The 18,201-nt window shown below is 46.0% G+C and carries 18 protein-coding genes; 7 read left to right on the plus strand and 11 right to left on the minus strand.

What is annotated here, in order from left to right; all coding sequences use genetic code 11:
- Positions 1–176 precede the first annotated feature (176 nt).
- Positions 177–1,802, minus strand: a complete 1,626-nt coding sequence (locus tag M3212_RS11780) for a Na/Pi cotransporter family protein (protein ID WP_251194178.1) — start codon at positions 1,800–1,802, stop codon at positions 177–179.
- Between the two features lie 234 nt (positions 1,803–2,036).
- Here M3212_RS11780 and M3212_RS11785 point away from each other — a divergent pair, with 234 nt between their 5' ends.
- Entirely contained in the window at positions 2,037–2,813 is a 777-nt protein-coding gene (locus M3212_RS11785; protein WP_251194179.1) for a DUF1189 domain-containing protein, read from the plus strand.
- An 81-nt stretch (positions 2,814–2,894) separates the two neighbouring features.
- On the opposite strand, the gene M3212_RS11790 is transcribed toward M3212_RS11785, so the two are convergent.
- From M3212_RS11790 to M3212_RS11800, 3 genes are all read right to left on the minus strand, one after another.
- Positions 2,895–3,542 carry an NfeD family protein gene (locus M3212_RS11790; protein WP_251194180.1) on the minus strand — a complete coding sequence of 216 codons (648 nt, stop codon included), beginning with the start codon at positions 3,540–3,542 and terminating at the stop codon, positions 2,895–2,897.
- 126 nt (positions 3,543–3,668) lie between these two features.
- The gene (locus M3212_RS11795; RefSeq protein WP_251194181.1) at positions 3,669–4,544 is read right to left on the minus strand and encodes a DUF1002 domain-containing protein; all 876 of its coding nucleotides are present in this window, start codon (positions 4,542–4,544) and stop codon (positions 3,669–3,671) included.
- 135 nt (positions 4,545–4,679) lie between these two features.
- Positions 4,680–5,903, minus strand: a complete 1,224-nt coding sequence (locus M3212_RS11800) for an MFS transporter (RefSeq protein ID WP_251194182.1) — start codon at positions 5,901–5,903, stop codon at positions 4,680–4,682.
- A 145-nt stretch (positions 5,904–6,048) separates the two neighbouring features.
- Between M3212_RS11800 and M3212_RS11805 the strand changes: the two genes are divergently transcribed.
- Positions 6,049–6,408: a hypothetical protein gene (locus M3212_RS11805; RefSeq protein ID WP_251194183.1), complete on the plus strand. Its 360-nt coding sequence runs from the start codon at positions 6,049–6,051 to the stop codon at positions 6,406–6,408.
- Between the two features lie 108 nt (positions 6,409–6,516).
- Positions 6,517–7,626, plus strand: a complete 1,110-nt coding sequence (gene ispG, locus M3212_RS11810) for a flavodoxin-dependent (E)-4-hydroxy-3-methylbut-2-enyl-diphosphate synthase (protein ID WP_251194184.1) — start codon at positions 6,517–6,519, stop codon at positions 7,624–7,626.
- An 83-nt stretch (positions 7,627–7,709) separates the two neighbouring features.
- On the opposite strand, the gene M3212_RS11815 is transcribed toward ispG, so the two are convergent.
- Positions 7,710–8,222: a DUF4190 domain-containing protein gene (locus M3212_RS11815; protein WP_251194185.1), complete on the minus strand. Its 513-nt coding sequence runs from the start codon at positions 8,220–8,222 to the stop codon at positions 7,710–7,712.
- A 165-nt stretch (positions 8,223–8,387) separates the two neighbouring features.
- On the opposite strand from M3212_RS11815, the gene M3212_RS11820 reads away from it, so the two are divergent.
- Complete coding sequence (locus M3212_RS11820) at positions 8,388–8,960, plus strand: hypothetical protein (protein ID WP_251194186.1); 573 nt, start codon at positions 8,388–8,390, stop codon at positions 8,958–8,960.
- Positions 8,961–9,130: 170 nt separating this feature from the next.
- Here M3212_RS11820 and M3212_RS11825 read toward each other — a convergent pair whose 3' ends face one another.
- From M3212_RS11825 to M3212_RS11840, 4 genes are all read right to left on the minus strand, one after another.
- Positions 9,131–9,355: a DUF1540 domain-containing protein gene (locus tag M3212_RS11825; RefSeq protein WP_349774191.1), complete on the minus strand. Its 225-nt coding sequence runs from the start codon at positions 9,353–9,355 to the stop codon at positions 9,131–9,133.
- Positions 9,356–9,428: 73 nt separating this feature from the next.
- Complete coding sequence (locus M3212_RS11830) at positions 9,429–9,842, minus strand: Fur family transcriptional regulator (protein ID WP_251194187.1); 414 nt, start codon at positions 9,840–9,842, stop codon at positions 9,429–9,431.
- A gap of 13 nt (positions 9,843–9,855) precedes the next feature.
- Complete coding sequence (locus tag M3212_RS11835; RefSeq protein ID WP_251194188.1) at positions 9,856–10,713, minus strand: metal ABC transporter permease; 858 nt, start codon at positions 10,711–10,713, stop codon at positions 9,856–9,858.
- 3 nt (positions 10,714–10,716) lie between these two features.
- Positions 10,717–11,478 (minus strand): metal ABC transporter ATP-binding protein, encoded by a 762-nt coding sequence (locus M3212_RS11840; RefSeq protein ID WP_251194189.1) that lies wholly within the window; start codon positions 11,476–11,478, stop codon positions 10,717–10,719.
- A 210-nt stretch (positions 11,479–11,688) separates the two neighbouring features.
- Between M3212_RS11840 and ppx the strand changes: the two genes are divergently transcribed.
- Both ppx and M3212_RS11850 read left to right on the plus strand, forming a co-directional pair.
- Positions 11,689–13,248, plus strand: a complete 1,560-nt coding sequence (gene ppx / locus M3212_RS11845) for an exopolyphosphatase (protein WP_251194190.1) — start codon at positions 11,689–11,691, stop codon at positions 13,246–13,248.
- Between the two features lie 123 nt (positions 13,249–13,371).
- Complete coding sequence (locus tag M3212_RS11850; RefSeq protein ID WP_251194191.1) at positions 13,372–15,492, plus strand: RNA degradosome polyphosphate kinase; 2,121 nt, start codon at positions 13,372–13,374, stop codon at positions 15,490–15,492.
- A gap of 124 nt (positions 15,493–15,616) precedes the next feature.
- Here M3212_RS11850 and M3212_RS11855 read toward each other — a convergent pair whose 3' ends face one another.
- Together M3212_RS11855 and M3212_RS11860 are read right to left on the minus strand one after the other, a co-directional pair.
- Complete coding sequence (locus M3212_RS11855; RefSeq protein WP_251194192.1) at positions 15,617–16,318, minus strand: lytic transglycosylase domain-containing protein; 702 nt, start codon at positions 16,316–16,318, stop codon at positions 15,617–15,619.
- Positions 16,319–16,641: 323 nt separating this feature from the next.
- Positions 16,642–17,697 (minus strand): two-component system sensor histidine kinase NtrB, encoded by a 1,056-nt coding sequence (locus tag M3212_RS11860; protein WP_251194193.1) that lies wholly within the window; start codon positions 17,695–17,697, stop codon positions 16,642–16,644.
- Between the two features lie 213 nt (positions 17,698–17,910).
- On the opposite strand from M3212_RS11860, the gene M3212_RS11865 reads away from it, so the two are divergent.
- Positions 17,911–18,174, plus strand: coding sequence for a DUF2624 domain-containing protein (locus M3212_RS11865; protein ID WP_251194194.1), 264 nt, complete (start codon positions 17,911–17,913; stop codon positions 18,172–18,174).
- Positions 18,175–18,201 lie beyond the last annotated feature (27 nt).

An 18,201-nucleotide genomic window follows, 5' to 3' on the forward strand; every position in this document is an offset into this window, starting at 1 on the left:
CACGGACAGGGCGTAACATACACAACTCACCTCACAATTAATCTACCTATATTATACTATATTTACCCGAATAATCGGATTAATATCTACAAAAAAAGACTGTTGAGAAGACTTTCTCAACAGTCTGAACGCCCATACCGAAACGGATTCGGTATGGGCGTTGTTCCAAAAGAAGATTAATGGTCCTCACTAATGACGGCTTCTGCAATATTCACGGCGTGATCACCAATTCTTTCCAGGTTGCTGACAATGTCAACAAAGATGATTCCAGCCGATCCGGAGCACCGGCCTTCGTTCACGCGTTGAATATGCTGCTTTCTCAGCTTTCTCTCCATCCGGTCGATCATCTCTTCTTTCTCGATAACAGAACGAGCCATGTCACCATCGACTTTATCCAGGGATAGAACAGCTTCTTTTAACGTGGAAATCGTTAAATCAAACATCTCTTGTAGATCAGACATCGCTGTCTCTGATAAGTTCACCTTGTTTGCTTTTTGATAGTCCTTCAATTCAACAATGTTTTCAATATGGTCGCCGATTCGTTCAATATCGCGAACCGTATCCATCAGCATCGAGTGCATTTTTGAATCCGGACCTGACAATGAACGTGAAGAAATCAAAATTAAATAGTCGGTAATTTTGCGATCGAGATTATTAATCGCTTCTTCAAATTGAACGGCCATTTCCGCATGACGCTTCGCTCCATTGTCAAGGTATTGACTGACTTCATAAAGTCCTTTTTCGGAGAAATCGGCCATTCGTAATACTTCCTGCTTCGCCTGTCCCAAAGCGATTGCCGGTGAACTGCCGATAAAACGCGGATCTAAATGCTTTGTCTTATACTCAATGCTGTATTCCTCACCAGGGACGAGTTTCGTCACGATGACCGCCAGCACCGCAATGAACGGCAGCTGAATCAGTGTATTCGATATGTTGAAGATCCCATGGGCAAAGGCAATTGTCATCGGCCGATTCAAGTCTAACGCTACAGCCAAAAACTCGATCAAATTCAAAAAGAGCGGAAAGACAATCAAGACGAGCACCGTCCCAATTAAGTTAAAAATGACATGAGTCAACGCTGCACGCTTTGCCGCAATTGACGCACCAATCGCCGCCAGCACCGCTGTTATCGTCGTTCCGATATTGTCACCGAACAACACCGGCAATGCAGAGTCAAGACCCATAGCCCCTTGTTCATAAAGCTGTTGTAAAAGCGCGATCGCCGCACTGGAACTTTGCACAAGCACGGTAAACACCGTACCGATCAGCACGCCCAGCAGTGGCGTTTCACTCATGCTGATTGTTAATTCTGTAAAGGCTTCAAGACCCCGAAGCGGCTTCATCCCTTCTCCCATTAATTCCAAGCCGTAAAAAAGCGCGCCGAAGCCAAAAATAACTTGTCCATAATTATTCAATTTTTTATTTTTCAAAAAGAAAATTAAGGCGGCACCGAGGGCAATAATCGGCAGCGAATAAGCTGAAATATCAATCCCGATGATAAACGCAGTTACCGTCGTCCCGATATTCGCTCCCATAATAACACCGATCGCCTGCTGTAATGTCATAAAGCCGGCATTTACTAATCCAATGGTTAAGACGGTTGTACCGGAGCTCGTTTGCAAGAGAACTGTTACAAACAGGCCGGCTATAACTCCCATTAACGGATTGGTCGTAAATTTATCAAGGAGATCCCGCAGCCGTTCGCCGGCTACCTTCTGTAATCCATCCCCCATGAATTTAATTCCAAACAGGAAAATCCCCAGACCCCCAAAAAACATGAACAAGAGTGATTGTAAATCCACAAATCCTCATCCCTTCATTTTCATAAGTCATCGTAAACTTTTGTCAGATTCGACAAAGCTCAACATCGACACCCTGTCTATTATTATTCATTTATGAACGTTTTGTAAATATGTATTTCGTATTTTTTCATATACGCTCTTTCTTTTAGTGATTCTTCCCTGAAATACACGGATCATACTAATAGTATTTTCGAATGACATTCGTTAAAATAAGGGAGGGAAAAGGAGGCAGTCATGAGTTTCTGGAAATGGTTTATGAAATGTTACGATCGAAAGGTGGTCGCCTATAGCCGGCTTCGGCCGATCACATCCACAATTTGGCATGTCCTTTTTGTCATGCTTTTGGCCAGCCTTCCATTTGTCCTTTCGACAATGATAAGCGCTGTCCATAATGTCGGACATCTGCAAGAGACATTACAAGCCGATCTTCCTGATTTCCAGCTTATTAATGGTCAATTAAGCATGGAACATCAAGATGTCTTTATCACTGAACATACAAATGATTATCTTTTTGTGATTGATCCCAATCATATGTACGCAAAGGAGGACTTGGCGGCGCTTCAAAATGGGATCGTTCTGCAAAAACAGGAACTGATTATGATTGACGGAGGTCATCTTCAGCCAGTACCATATCTTCTTCTTGGTGGACAGCAGCTTTCTGGTGATCAGCTCAAGGAACGAATAGACGATCTCGCCGGCTTTTTGCCAATTTTGCTCGGAGTCGTGAGCATCCTGATGTATGCCGCATTAGCTGGTACAGCCTTTCTCGGTATTACCGTCCTTGCCTTCATCGGTCTTGCTTTTCGCCGAAAACGACGCTTTCTTACTTATCGTCACTTATGGCTGATGACAGCGCACGCTTTCACATATCCAGTCATCATCCTTTTTTGGATCGACGCGTTATTATGGAAAGTACCATTCAGTGCTTTCGTACTAGCAACCTTTGTCTATCTCCTGCTGGCGATGAATTCCATTCCTTTGCCAAAACAAAAGAAGCGAGCCATTCCTTAGCGCTCGCTTCACATCAATAAAAGAGAGACGGGGCATGTTCCAAAAGGTAAAAAAACAACCCTTTAAACATGCCCCACTCCACTACTCGCTCTCCTTGTTCTCTTCCAGCTTCTTGACGACAATCCGCGTTCCATCAACGGACACAACTTCAATCGGTGCACCTGCTTCGATCCATTGCCCGCCGCTTGTCGCGCTATACTGCGCCCCTTCAATTTCAATCGAGCCGGTCGGGCGGAATGGCGTTAATGTCTTGCCTTCCTTTCCGACTAACGATGTGTAGCTCTCATTGAGAGAATTATAGCCGAGATCTCCCGTCAAGCGATTCTTCAAGGTCATCTTCGCCCACAAATTACGCGATGGAAATACCTTCAGGAAAAGGGCGGAACTAAACCCTCCCAAAAGGAAGCCCATTGAAACAAATACTCCGTAAAGAAACGTCGGAGCAGGGACAGCCAAGCCGATAATCATCAGAACAATTCCGAGTAAAGCGACCGTTCCGTCCGTAATCACCTTGCCATCAATGATGATCAAAGCAAGGCCTACTGCATAAAGAATGACGACCCAAAAGCCAACGTCCCCTGAAACGTGATAGGAAAAATACATCGCCATAATTGCGATACCTAAGAGAGCAAAAAGTCCTTTCGCCCGTACGAGCAATTCGCCAATTAAAAATAACGTCCCAAGAAATACGACTAAAAATCCGATACTAGCTGAATCTAACCATTCCATAACCCCGTCCCCCTTTCCTATACATACGGCTAACCCCCATCACTTGGTTTCAGCAAAACGGAAAAAAAGCATAAAAATTCGCTTTTATCCGTTTTGCCGGCACCAAGGGGCGCAAATCAGGTTCGGTTATGAACTGAAAACACCGCGCAGTGAATCAATCAGGCTGTTAATAAAATCAAGGAAGCTGCGAATAAAGCCTTGTGTTTCTTCCCGATTTAAAAATTCGCCAAGGTTGTCACGCACATTTGAAATCTGTTCCTGCACCTGATTCCAGTCAATGTTCAAGTCCTTCATTCGCATAAACAAGGAAACAAGTCCATTCAACTCTTCGTCAGTCAATGTAATCCCAAGCTCTTGAGCAATTCGGCGAATCAAATCGCGCAAATCATCCTCTGTTTCAACGGGATTGTTGGCGATTTCTTCCTTGATCCGGTTCATTAATTCCGTCGCCTGCTCCATGCCGATTGAATCACTCAGCTCGGCAGTCGTCACCATCTCTTCATTGGCAATTTGCTTTTGCTCTTCGGGAATTTCAATCTCTGTCGCGATTTCATACGCTTTGATCAGCCCGGTTAATGCCGCCGTTCCCGATACTTCGATCGGTGCTGTCACATAAATATCGGCATCCTCCACGCCGGCCGTAATCAGCGCATTGGCGTACATCGCTTCCGACACCCAGTTAATATTATTTGTTTCAACATTAATTCCTGCTCCACTTTCCCGCAAAGTAATTTTCGAAGAGGAAAGCGCGCGCGACCCAATTTGGCCCGCACTAATATAGTTGCCTAAATATTGATGCTCCTCTGCATTTGTCACATAGACAATCGGATCATTCTCCGTTGCCCCCATTTCATTTAACAGTGCCTGGCGCTGCTCCGCGCTAAGAGAATCACCAAGGGTCACAATCACATCCCCTGGTGCGGCATCAGCATAAACAAACATCGGCATCAGCAAACTAAAGACAAGTAAAAGCACCCAGCTTCTTTTTAAACGTTTCATCATAATCGACTCCTTTTTTTGACGAGCTATCTTTGTTCTTTCTAAGCGCTCTGTCAACACTCTATGTAACGAGTGTTCTATACACAAGGAAACACATTTATTGAACAAAAGAAAAGGGTCTTTTGTCTCATTTACCGATCAGCTCAAAGGAAGCGGGCGACAGCTTTTTCCAATTGGCAGGCAAGACCAACTGCTCACGAGCAGCAGTCCAATCAATGTTACACAGAAAAAGGAAGTGTAAATCATTTGCTCCACGTCGATGACCCATTGAGCATATAAGACCGGACCAAAGGCCACTCCCAAAAAACGCAGCATCGCATAAAGCGCAAAGACCGTTCCCCTTTCTTGCTCAGAAACAATCGAAGCGAGCGCCGCATTTGCGGAAGGCAGCATAATCCCAAAGCCCGCTCCGAACAGGAGAAGACCAGCAAGCACAATCGTCAGCTCTATCGAAAAAATCATACCTAAAATCCCGAGAATCATCAAGGCTGTGCCGGACAGCATCCCTCTTTTATAGCTGTCCTCCCGACCGTGCAGCTTCTTTCCGGTCGTATATGAAGATAGGGTCAGGGCAAGGAGCGGAACCGCCAGCAAAAGGCCGGTCCAGATTGGCGATGACCATTGCTGTTCTTCGAGCCGGAAAGACAAATAAAACAAAAAGCCAAACAGCATTAGCATCCCGAGCGCCCCGCCGGTAAAAATCGGCAGAAGCCAGCGCCATTCCCTGCGGAACAAAAGCCGCAAGCGCCGATATTTGAGTCGCATCTCTTCCTGTCCATTTTCCTGATTTTTCCGCGCCGGAAGAAAGGAGGCAATTCCGACAAACGCCAGCAAAGCAAACGCAAACAGCACTACGAAGCTGAGCGACCATGAATAGAGCAATAGCAGCGCTCCGATGACCGGGCTGACGACCTTCCCCGCGCCGTTAAACACCTCAATTAATCCAAATGCCTGATTTCGTTGTTGCCCCTGATACAAGTCACTGACGAGGGCCATTGCCAGCGGCGTGATGCTTCCCGCACCGATCCCCTGCAACACTCTGGCGACAAGCAGCAAAGCAAAGGAAGGCAGCAGGCTGCTCGTTGCCAATGAAGCGAGCAAGGCTCCCCCCATAATAAATGGAAGAGCGGTCAGGGCGACACGTTTCCGACCGTAACGATCTGACAGAACTCCACCTAAAGGGACAAACAAAGCAGCCGGAATCGAAAAACTCGTCAACAGCATCCCGCCTTGAAAGGTGGTAATCATTAAATCTGACTGCATCATCGGCAATAACGGAATAAACATCGAATTCCCAATCACCATAATGAACGGGAGCAGTCCGATAAAAACAATCAAATAGATGGGCTGGCGCTCATTCATCTGAAAAAACCTCCTGTACGTTCAAGCAAATTTGTCATAATTCTTTCTTGTCCACATATACTGGATAATAGTAGAAATAGGAAACAGGTAGAACGTGCCTTGAAGATCAACAGGCGCGTCCTGTTTCATGGAGGAGGACAAGCTAATGAAACGACTCGTGACAGTCGCTGTAGTTTCGATGATTTTATACTGCACTTATTATGATCTTTCGATTGGAACTTTACCCAACGGCTTAACGAAGGCGGCCGAAACCGAGCAGGAGGAACAGTCACACCCCGGGGGCGAGCAGCCTGTCCCTCCTCCTTTGGCGCAAGCACCTTATCAGGAGGTTATCGTTGAACCGGGCCACACCGTCTTGTCAATTGTCGAGCATCTTCATGAAGGACCAATCCCAGCTTCGATTCAGGAAATTGTCTATGATTTCAAAGAGCTGAACCAAGGACTTGAACCGGAGGATATGCAAATTGGCAAGGTTTACCGATTCCCGCTTTATCATTCGCATTAAGTGAGTTTATCCTTGCCAAACCGTAAAGGTCATTGATAGAATGAAGACGATTGTCTAATCTGAGATTAGAAGAAGAGACTGTCTCTTCGATATAAAGGAGCGAGGTCAATGACCGAACGAACACATCGTACAAAAACCCGGCCGGTAAAGGTAGGTAATTTGACGATTGGGGGAAATAATGAGGTTGTCGTGCAAAGCATGACAACAACGAAAACACATGATGTTGAAGCTACCGTTGCAGAAATAAAACGATTAGAAGAGGCAGGATGTCAAATTGTGCGGGTGGCATGTCCCGATATGCGGGCGGCTGAAGCGATTGCGGATATTAAAGCGCAAATCTCAATTCCGCTTGTCGTTGATATCCATTTCGATTATAAGCTGGCTTTAAAAGCGATTGAAGGCGGTGCTGATAAAATCCGGATCAACCCGGGAAATATCGGCAAACGTCATAAAGTAGAGGCTGTCGTCAAAGCGGCGAAAGAAAAAGGCATTCCAATCCGAATCGGTGTCAATGCCGGCTCGCTGGAAAAGCGCATTCTCGAAAAATACGGCTACCCGACCGCCGATGGAATGGTCGAAAGCGCCCTCCATCATATCAGCATTCTTGAGGAGCTGGATTTTCACGATATTATCGTCTCGATGAAGGCGTCTGATGTCAATTTGGCGATCGAAGCTTACGATAAAGCATCACGGGCGTTTGATTATCCGCTTCATCTCGGAATTACCGAATCCGGAACGCTTTTCGCCGGCACGATTAAAAGTGCGGCCGGTCTTGGGGCCATTTTAAATATGGGCATCGGCAACACGCTGCGGATTTCTTTAAGCGCCGACCCAGTTGAGGAAGTAAAGGTCGCACGTGAACTGCTGAAGTCATTCGGCCTGGCAGCCAATGCGGCGACGCTTATTTCCTGCCCGACATGCGGCCGGATTGAAATTGATTTGATCAGCATCGCCAATGAAGTGGAAGAATACATCGCCAAGATCAAAGCACCGATCAAGGTTGCTGTCCTCGGCTGTGCCGTCAACGGACCGGGCGAAGCACGTGAAGCGGATATCGGGATTGCTGGTGCCCGCGGTGAGGGGCTCTTATTCCGGAAAGGAGAAATTGTCCGGAAGGTTCCTGAGGAGATCATGGTGGAAGAGCTTAAAAAAGAAATTGACCAAATCGCCGAAGAGTATTTTGCCAAGCAGCAGGCTGAGCTTGCTTCAAAGGCTTAAACAGGGCGGTTTCGCACATTGCATAGGGGCTGGGCAAAAGATACACTTTTGCCCAGCCCCTCTTTTGTTCCCCGTCCTCTCCGCTAAAAGAACGGAGAGAAAAAGACGGTCATGAGAATCGAAACGGCCCCAATCCCAATCGCCCAGTTCCCGAGCGAAGTGGCACCATTTCGACGTGATACAAAGCCAACTACTATCCCGGCTGCTCCAAGCAATACCGGTAGGAAAAACAGCGAGAGTATGGAAAGAACGATCGCGAATGTGCCGACGCCGCGACCTGCTGTCACGTCATCTTCGTTCATTTCCGCCGTCTCTGCTCTTTCCGTATCCCGCTCTGCTTCTCCACCAAATCCGCGGACTCCCGCCATTCCCTGAACAGGGGCATATTCGGCCGCGCTTTCCTCTTGGAAATTCGATGGAGGTGTATCAACGGTCGGCTGGTTCGACGGCATCCCCTCAGCCTCTGCTTCCCCTCGTAATCCGAGGTTGCGATCATTATCTCGCCCCTCGACGTGGTTATTGACAAGCGTCAAAGAGCGATCGTCTTCATCCAATAACCTGATGGGTTCATCTTTTGGTTTTTGTTCATCTGCCATATGAATCCCTCACTTTCTTTATTTCGGGGAACAGTACTAGTATGACGCTTCCTCCCTGAATTATTGGTGACAATCATTTCTTCATCAGGAAAACAGACTAGACCGCTATTCTGATTTCGTGTATGGTTATAAGATAAGTTTTGTTTTAAATATTGAGGTGATTGTATGACGGCAAAAAAAAGAATCGGACTGGACATTGATGGAACCATCACCGCTCCAGATACTTTTATTCCCTACTTAAACAAGTATTTCAATAAATCACTAACTTTAGATGATATTGTTGAATATGACCTGACCAATATTTTGGAAATTAGCGAACAGCAGTTTTGGGAATGGATGGGAAAGCACGAAGGCATTATTTATGAACAGGCGCGTCTTGCCGAATATGCCGAACAGACGTTACATGAATGGACGAAAGAGCATGATTTGATTTATATTACGGCCAGAAGGGAGCACCTGGCTTCCGTTACGAAAAATTGGTTCACGAGTAGATCGCTGCCGTTTGACCATATTGAATTAGTCGGAAAGCACGATAAAATCGAGGCGATTCGCAGCCATCGGCTTGATATCTTTTTTGAGGACAAGCATGACAACGCTGTGGCGATTGCCGAAGAATTTAAAATCCCGGTTATTCTAATGGACACACCATACAATCGCCTGCCCGTACCCGGCAATGTCATTCGCGCTACAAACTGGCTCGAGGCCAAAGCGTGGGTCGACAAATGGCTTGCTGAATAAAGAAGCTGAGATAAAAGTTTTTTTAACCTTTCACCTCAGCCTCTAAGTAATGAGCGGAACCGCTACGATCTTTTAAAGCCCGTTGTGAGTAGAATTCTCACAACGGGCTTTTGACGAGCGGAACGATTGCTGCCGGATGCTAACCAGTAATGTTCCGCTCACTCTGTTTTTTATTCATCCTTTGCCCGGAAGGTATGGCAGCACGTTTCTTTTTTCTGTCTAGCTTCATGATGGTATTCCGCTTCGCCGTAAGGTTCAGCACCTGCCTCCATGTCAAAGTCAGCCGTTGAATTGGCATCAATCTCAACAAGGATCGCTTCAGCTTGACATTGGTTTCCTTCTCCCCAAAAGGTACAGTTCGCCACATTACATTTGACAAGTGGTTTTGCCATCATTCATCCCCTCCTGCTGTTAGGATGGATGAAAGCGGAGCGAACTACACGCGATAACAGCTGGGATTTTACACAGCTATTCTTGACATTGTTCACATTTCCCATAAATTTCAAACTTATGGCCGGTCACCTCGAAATCAGGAAATGTCGCCTTCAGCATATCCATCGGGCAGTTGTGAATATGCTTCGTCGCGCCACAATCAAGGCAGATCAAATGGTGATGATGCTCATCGGTCGAACAGCTGAACCGGAACCGTTTCTCCCCTTCGAGCTCAGTTGCTTCGAGAATTTCCATTTCTGTAAACAGCGATAAATTGCGATAAATTGTATCAAAGCTCATACCAGGATAATCTCCCTGCAACGACTCCAGTACTTCCTTTGCCGATAAGTACCGTTTTTCATCTGCAAACAGCTTGAGCATATCCTCCCGCTTCCCGGTATGCTTATATCCTTTTTCTTTCAATCGTTCCATTGCTTCATTCACATTCATGTCCAAACCCTCCTTACGAGCTGTGCAACTGGCTGCTGAGCTTCCTCCAGGCCTTTTGCGCATAAATGGTCACCAGCAGAATCATCACCGCGATCATCACGATCATGCCTCCAGGAGCAACATCGAGCTGAAAAGCGGAAATCAAGCCGCCAATGACCGCAATCTCGCCGAAAATAACCGAATAGACAAACATTTGCTTAAACCCTTTCGCGAGGCGCATCGCCGCGGCAACGGGTAACGTAATTAATGAGGAAACAAGTAAAATGCCGACAATTCTCATTGAAGCCGCAATCACAAGAGCGACCATTACAATAAAAATAAAATGAATCAGCCTCCGGTTCAAGCCGGCGACCACCGCCTGTTCTTCATCAAACGACAAAAAGAACAGCTCTTTATAAAACAATAATAGCACAATGAGGACGATAACTGTAATAACGGTGATCGTCCAAAGATCGGAACGACTGACAGCAATCACGCTTCCAAATAAATAATTGAATAAATCATTATTAAAGCCGTCAGCCAAAGAGATGAACACAACGCCAAGACCGATTCCCGCCGATAAAATGATCGGAATCGCAATTTCCTTATAGAACTTGTACACGCTCCGCAGCTGCTCAATCAGGAGGGAACCACCGACCGAAAAAACCATCCCCATGTATAATGGATTCATCCCCTGAAAAAAAGCAACATGCTTGCCGAGTAATAAGCTTGCAGCGATTCCTGAAAGCGTAATATGTGATAAAGCATCGGCGATCAGCGCCAGCCGCCGGACCATCAAAAAGACACCGAGCATCGGCGCGAGCAGGCCAATCATAATACCGGTAAAAAATGCATTCTGAAGAAATTCATATCGAAAAAACGCTTCAAGCATCTGTTAATGACCTCCATGACTATGATTATGGGAAAGCAAATGGACCTCATGGCCATAAAAGGAGGACAAATCCTGGTTTGCTGTAAATTCAGCCGTGTTCCCATGAAAATGTAAATGCTTGTTTAAGCAGGCTACGTCCGTCACATGATCGGTCATCGCGCCAATGTCGTGCGTCACCATGATCAGCGTCATCCCCCGGGCCTGATTTAATTCCTCAAGCAAGCCGTAAAATTGGCGGACATTCGTCACATCGACCCCGACAGTGGGCTCGTCTAAAATAAGCAGCTCCGGATCGCTCACTAAAGCGCGCGCGATAAACACACGCTGCTGCTGCCCGCCTGAAAGCTCACCAATATTTTGATGAAGGTATTCCGTCATCCCGACCTGCTCGACAGCCTGATACACCTTTTCCTTATGACGCTTATTCAAAAAACGAAACAAGCCGACCTTTCCATATAACCCCATCGAGACAACCTCATAAACGGTAGCCGGAAAACCGGAATTAAAGCTGTTCGCTTTCTGCGACACAAACCCGATTTTATCCCATTGCTTAAATTTATCGACACGCTGACCAAACAGGCGCAACTCACCGTGCTGCGGTTCAAGCAGGCCAAGCATCAATTTGATCAGTGTTGATTTACCCGAACCATTTGGACCGACCAGGCCTAAAAAAGCGCCTTTCTCAACTGTCAACGAAATGTTTTCCAGTACATTTCGATTTCCATAATGAAAGGAAACATCATGTATCGCTACGATTTCCTCCACAGTACCACCCTCTTTATTTCCAGTCTGACTCTCATAAGAATCATTACGATTTAAATGAATATCTTTTCTCATTATAATCGAATTTCGCGTTCTGTCCAGTCAGCCGCACATGAACTGCCGTTTTTGTTATAATGAATGAAGAAGTTACCTCTTTATTTAAATGAAACACTTGCTGTTTCTAACGTGATCTCAGTTAGGAGATGAACTAGTGTGATTGAACATGATTTTGCCGTTATTGATATCGGCTCGAACTCGATTCGGCTCGTGATTAATCAAATTGATCATAACGGCTGCTATAAGGAATTACATAACTACAAAACCGTTGCCCGTTTAAGTGCCCATATGAATGAAAAAGGAGCGTTTACCTCGGAAGGAACCGGAATTCTGCTTGAAACATTGACCCGCTTCAAGGAAGTTCTGCTCTTTCACCATGTGCAGAAGGTCACGACAGTCGCCACAGCCGCCATGAGAAAAGCGGCCAACCGTCATGAGATTGTTGAGCTTGTCCATGAGCGTCTCGGCTTTGACATCCGAATTCTATCTGAATATGAAGAAGCCTTTTATGGCTATCTGGCCGTCGTCAATTCGACTAATATGACAAATGGAATCACCGTCGACATCGGCGGCGGAAGTACAGAAATCACGTTATTTCAGGACCGTGAACTGCGACGGTATCATAGCTTCCCGTTCGGCGCAGTCACATTAAAGCAGCACTTCATTTCCGGCTGTGAAGCGACGGAAGCAGAGCTGCAAACAATCAAGGAATACGTCCGCTCCCAGCTTTCCAGCCTCGCCTGGCTGTACGAGTATCCTGATTATCCCGTGATCGGGATTGGTGGCAGTGCCCGGAACCTGTCATTGATTCACCAGCGTCAGAAGGAGTACCCGCTTGCCGGCCTTCATCAATATGAATTCCCGGCGGAGGAGCTGCGCCAATTAACGGACGCGCTCGCTTCCCTTTCCTATCAGGAAAGGCTGACGATCGATGGTCTCTCGAAGGACCGCGCTGATATCATCGTCCCGGCCGCCGAGGTCATTGCTTCACTGGTCGAGCTCGTTCAGGCCAAAACATTCGTCATGAGCCGGAAAGGACTGCGTGACGGAATCTTTTATGAAGAACTGCTGCGGACAATGGATACGGCCTGTTTTCCGAATGTCGCCGAGGAAAGTTTTTATCAATTGTCACATAGCTATGAAGTTAATCTTGACCATGCCAATCATATTTCTTATTTGGCGACAAGGCTGTACGCCGAGCTTGCCGCTGATTGCCAGGTGAGCCATCAGCGTGACGAAGCATTGCAGCTGCTGCGCCAAAGCGCGCGCGTGCTTTACATTGGAGAATTTATCAACAGTGAAGCCAGCAGTCAAAATACGTTTTACTTATTGACGAATATGACGATAGAAGGACTGTCCCATCAGGAGCGGCTGGCGATTGCTTTTATTTCATCCTTCAAATCAAAGTCGCAAATGTTGAAATACGCCAAGCCGTTCAAACACCTGCTCGATAAAAAGCGGCTGAAGCTGTATGAGTTTTTAGGGGCGATTATGAAGCTCGCTTTTTGCCTCGACCGCACAAGAAGAAAAACGATTGTCGAAGTCGGATCGAGCGCCGATGAAGACGGTCAGTTGGTTCTTCCCCTCTACTATCAGGAGGATGCCCATTTTGAACAGCTTCAGGCGCAAAAACATAAAAAACATCTCGAAAAAGCAATTCGCAAAACAGTAACCTTAACGTATCTCTCTAGTGATGCATTGAAAGCCGAATCTTAACATAAAATTTACAATCAACTGTTAAAATGAAAGGGTAAGACATTAGTCCTGCATACCGAGAGTAGGACTTTGTCTCCCTTACTGGCAAAAGATGAATATAGAGATTAGAGAGGTTGAATGCGAATGACAGAGCAAACAAACCAAAACCCGATTGACCTCAACAACCCCAATTATTACAACAATCGTGAATTAAGCTGGCTCGCCTTTAATGAGCGCGTGCTTGAAGAAGCGATTGATGAACGTAATCCTCTCTTGGAACGGCTGAAATTTCTTGCGATTTTCAGTTCAAATCTCGATGAATTTTTTATGGTACGGGTCGCCGGACTGAAAGATCAAGTAAAAGCCGGTTTCAACCGACCTGAAAATAAAGCAGGTCTTACACCGAAGCAGCAGCTGAACAAAATCTCCGAAAAGAATCATGAGCTCGTCCGCCTGCAGGATTCCGTCTATACGGAAACGATTGTGCCGATGCTGTATCAGGCCGGCTTCCAATTCCTGTCGATTGACGAATGCACGCCGGAGCAAATTGAATTCCTGCGCGACCGCTTTCACCATTATATATTTCCAGTGCTTACCCCGATGGCGATTGATGCATACCGGCCTTTTCCGATGCTCCTAAATAAAAGCCTCAATCTCGCCGTTGTGCTAAGCAAATCAGGAGAAAGCAAACGTCAGGATAAGAATCAGCTGGCGATTGTCCAAGTCCCCGCTGTCTTGAACCGCTTTATTCAGCTGCCGTCAGCGAAAGGCGTCGAACAGCTTATTTTACTGGAAAATGTGATCAGTCATTTTATCGGTGAGCTTTTTACCGGCTTCCATGTGAAATCCGTTTCTTCGTTCCGGATCACAAGAAATGCCGACTTAACGATTCATGAAGAGAGCTCCCGCGATTTGCTGCTGGAAATTGAAAAGGAATTGAAGAAGCGGAAATGGGGAGCGGCCGTCCGCCTGGAAATGCAGGAAGGGATGATGGACCCCAATGTTCTTAACCTGCTGCTTGATGTGCTTGAGATCCATAAGGACGACGTCTATTCCTTTAAAGGCCCGATCGATTTGACGTTCTTGTTTAAGCTTTACCAGAAGCTTGCCGCCTGGCATGAGCATCTCGCCAATGAAAATCTGATTCCGCAAACACCGGAGGATTTAATCGGGGAAGAGAATATTTTTCAGGCTATTTTGAAGAAGGACATTTTTTTACATCACCCTTATGAATCGTTTCAGCCTGTCGTTGATTTTATTTCCCTTGCGGCTGAAGATCCGCAGGTACTGGCGATTAAGCAGACGCTTTACCGTGTCAGCGGCGACTCACCGATCATCCATGCCTTGGCCCTCGCCGCAGAGAACGGCAAGCAGGTAACGGTACTCGTCGAGCTGAAGGCACGCTTTGATGAGGAAAATAATATACAATGGGCGAAGAAGCTTGAAAAATCAGGCGTTCATGTCATTTATGGCATCACCGCACTCAAAACCCACAGCAAGATCACGCTTGTCGTGCGCCATGAGAACGACCGGATTCAGCGCTTTGTCCATCTCGGCACGGGAAATTACAATGATTCGACGGCCAAGCTCTATACCGACATGGGCATCTTTACCGCTGATGAGCAGTTCGGTATTGATGCGACAAACTTTTTCAATTATTTAAGCGGGTACAGCGAAAAGCCTTCCTGGCACCATTTATCGACCGCTCCTTTCGAAATCCGGGAAAAATTTCTCGAGTTGATTGACCTGGAGATTGAGGCTCATCAGGAGCATGGGCAAGGACGGATTATGGCGAAAATGAATTCGCTGACCGATAAGCCGATTATTTTGAAGCTTTATGAAGCTTCACAGGCCGGTGTGCAAATTGATTTAATCGTCCGCGGTATTTGCTGCCTTCGTCCGGGAATCCCGGGTGTCAGTGAAAACATCCGCGTCCGCAGCATCGTCGACCGCTTTCTTGAGCATAGCCGGATCTTTTACTTCCATCACGGTGGAGAGGAACGGATTTTCCTCTCGTCAGCCGACTGGATGACACGCAACATGGAAAAGCGGATTGAAATCCTGTTCCCTGTTCTTAACGAACAGAGCAAAAACCGGATTAAGGAAATCTTTAAAGTCACCTTGCAGGATAATACAAAGGCGCGCGAGCAGATGAAGGACGGCACCTATCAATACATCAAACGACTGCCACATGAACAGCCGATTCAGAGCCAGCTATACTTCTACGAGCAGGCCGCCCGCTTCAACGAAGGAGAAGACGACTGAAGATCTTGAGGCCAAGCGCGGTTTATCCTTGGTCTCAAGATCAAAGAAGTGAGCGAAGTCCGCGCCGATTTTATAAAAGCCGTTACCGAAGCGGATTTCTTCGGTAACGGCTTTGCGCCTTCCTTTAATTCACATACGCAACCCAATTGAACTTATCGGCATTTTCCTGAATTTCAACGGCATACCAGCTTTCGGCATGTCCATTTTCGCTCAAATACTTTTCTAGGCCATACATGCCGCGATGATAAGCAGTTAAAGCATGATCCCAGTCCTCATATTCATGATAGAGAAAGCTTAAATATTCCACTGATAATTCAATTGAATAAAGCGGATCAAATAGCAGTTCATCCTCATATGGCAGTCCGGCCATCTCCGCAATCCACGGCGCTGTATTTTTCATAAACTGCGCCATTCCATAGGCATGTCCGTAGCGTGTTTCCGGACCGACCAGCGTCGGGTCAAATGTCCCGCCGGTTTCAGTTCGTAACAGCTCATAGACAAGAAATGGATCGATATCGCGCTGCTGAGCCCTCTCTCCAAGAAATAAGCCCCACTCTTTTTTGAATCTCCCGTCACTGTCCTGATAAAGCTGATCGGCAACCTCTTTTGACCGCAGCCATGTGTCATAATTGGCAGCGGGCACTTCTGCTTTCGGCTGCTGCAAATAATAAAGCTGGATTTGCTCCATTTCCTGAACGGTGCGAAGCTCCTCGTAAGCTAGCTCGTTTTCAGTAATTGTATGATGAAGCTGGCGGTTTTCGACATAAAAAAAGCCAGCTGTCAAAGTTAGTATGACAATGAGACTACTCAGAAAAACACGTTTCATCTCTCATTCCTCCTTTTGTTGCCGTTGCAATTTCAACGAGATCTATCGTACCGAAATCAAAAGTCGAACACAACTGGAGCGAATCGATGAATTTCGACATTTCCCGCGCTAAATGGTTTTTGAAAGAACTGACCCCCGCTTCTTCTTACCATTCCGGCTGCTTTTCGTCCTTTTCCTCTCAAATGCGAAAAATGAACTGGAAGTGATTTTCAAGCATAGGTAAGATTATCCCTTTCTCTTCCATTTATCGACATATTGATCTCCTTTACCATGCCCGCCACCAAGAAAAAAAGCACCCTCTCAAAGGATTGAGAAGCTGCTTTTCAATGAAGGGGAAGCGTGACCGTAACGGTCGTTCCGACATTATATGTACTTTCGATTCTAAAACTTCCGCCGTGGTCTTCGATAATCTTCTTACAGAGTGGAATGCCAATCCCTGTCCCGCTCTCTTTCGTCGTGAAAAATGGTTTGCCGATTTGCTTTAGCACCGATTCGGGCATTCCTTTTCCATTATCTTTGACATAGACGACATACTGTTCGTTTTCAATTCTCGTTCCGATCAAGAGAGTCCGGTTTTTATTGGTCTCTCCGTAAGCCTCTATTGAATTGCGTAAAAGGTTGAGCATCACCTGCTTCACCATTGATTCATTGACATGAACGAGCCTTGACGTTTCCGTTAATTCAATGTTCAGTTCAACATCATGCAGCAAGCATTCCGCATTTATAATTTCAATCAATGATTCCATAATCTGAACCGGAGACTGTCTTTTCCGGTCAATCTTTTTCCGGGAAACGGAAAGAAAGTCCTCGATAATGCCGTTCATTCGATTCAGCTCGGACAAAATGGTATCATAATACTTTTCAAATTCATTCGTTAATTTCGCCAGTTGTAAAAATCCCTTTATGACAGATAAAGGGTTTCGTAATTCATGCGCTACTCCGGCAGCAATATGGGAAACAGCTTCCATTTGGTGATGAAAGGTTAATAAATGTTCAAATTGCTTTTGCAAAGACCGGTCTTCGAGGATGATATACAGGCTTTCCTCTGCCAGAAAAGGCGCGACCCGGATTCGGTAATTTGCCTCTTCGTCCTCATAATCATCTTCCTGCCGCTTTTTCGTCTGGATCGTCTCTTCAAGCAGATCAAGACAAAAAGCGAAGAAAGGTTGCTGCTCCGCCAACTGATCAAGTGTATAAGTTAAATCAGCTTCCTTTATTTTCGTTGCTTCCAGAAAGGCATGGTTCCATTTTTGGATATGTAATTCTTCATCGACTTTCAAATAAGGTATCCCTAATTCTTCAATTAAAAAAAGCTGCTCAGCCAAGTCCTCCTGATTCGCGGTTTGGTAATTTATTTGTGATTGATATACTGTATCCATCGAATTTCTCCCTTTGGGGCTTGGGGCTGTTTGTCTATTTAGATCTTTCTCACTCAATGCGCCCCACTCCTTTTGTTAAACTGCCTTTTCTGCATATTAGCTCACCTGTGAACCTTATTTCGATAAGAAATGAAGGATTTCCTTTTTTTCTGCACATTTTCTTCGTGCTCTCATATACTGTCAGCATCTTGATTTGGAAAAAGGGGTGCTTCCATGAATGTCATCATGCAGCAGTTAATCAATAATAAGGTTAATTCATTGACGTCACCAGAGCTTCTTCAGCTTGCCAAGCAATACCAGATCCCTCTTACGTCGGAACAAGCGGACAAGGTGATTGCCATTCTCCGCTCTGAAAACATTGATGTAGCTGATCAAGCCCAGGTCAACCGGATGATCCACCGTCTGCAGACAGAAGTCGACAGTCATGTGTCCAGCGTCGTTCAACAGCTGCTCCAGCAATTCAGCCATTTTTTATAGCGGCCGGAACAAAAGGTTGTTTTTTGC

The organism is Halalkalibacter oceani, assembly GCF_023715705.1.
GTDB classification, from domain to species: domain Bacteria; phylum Bacillota; class Bacilli; order Bacillales; family Bacillaceae_D; genus Halalkalibacter; species Halalkalibacter oceani_A.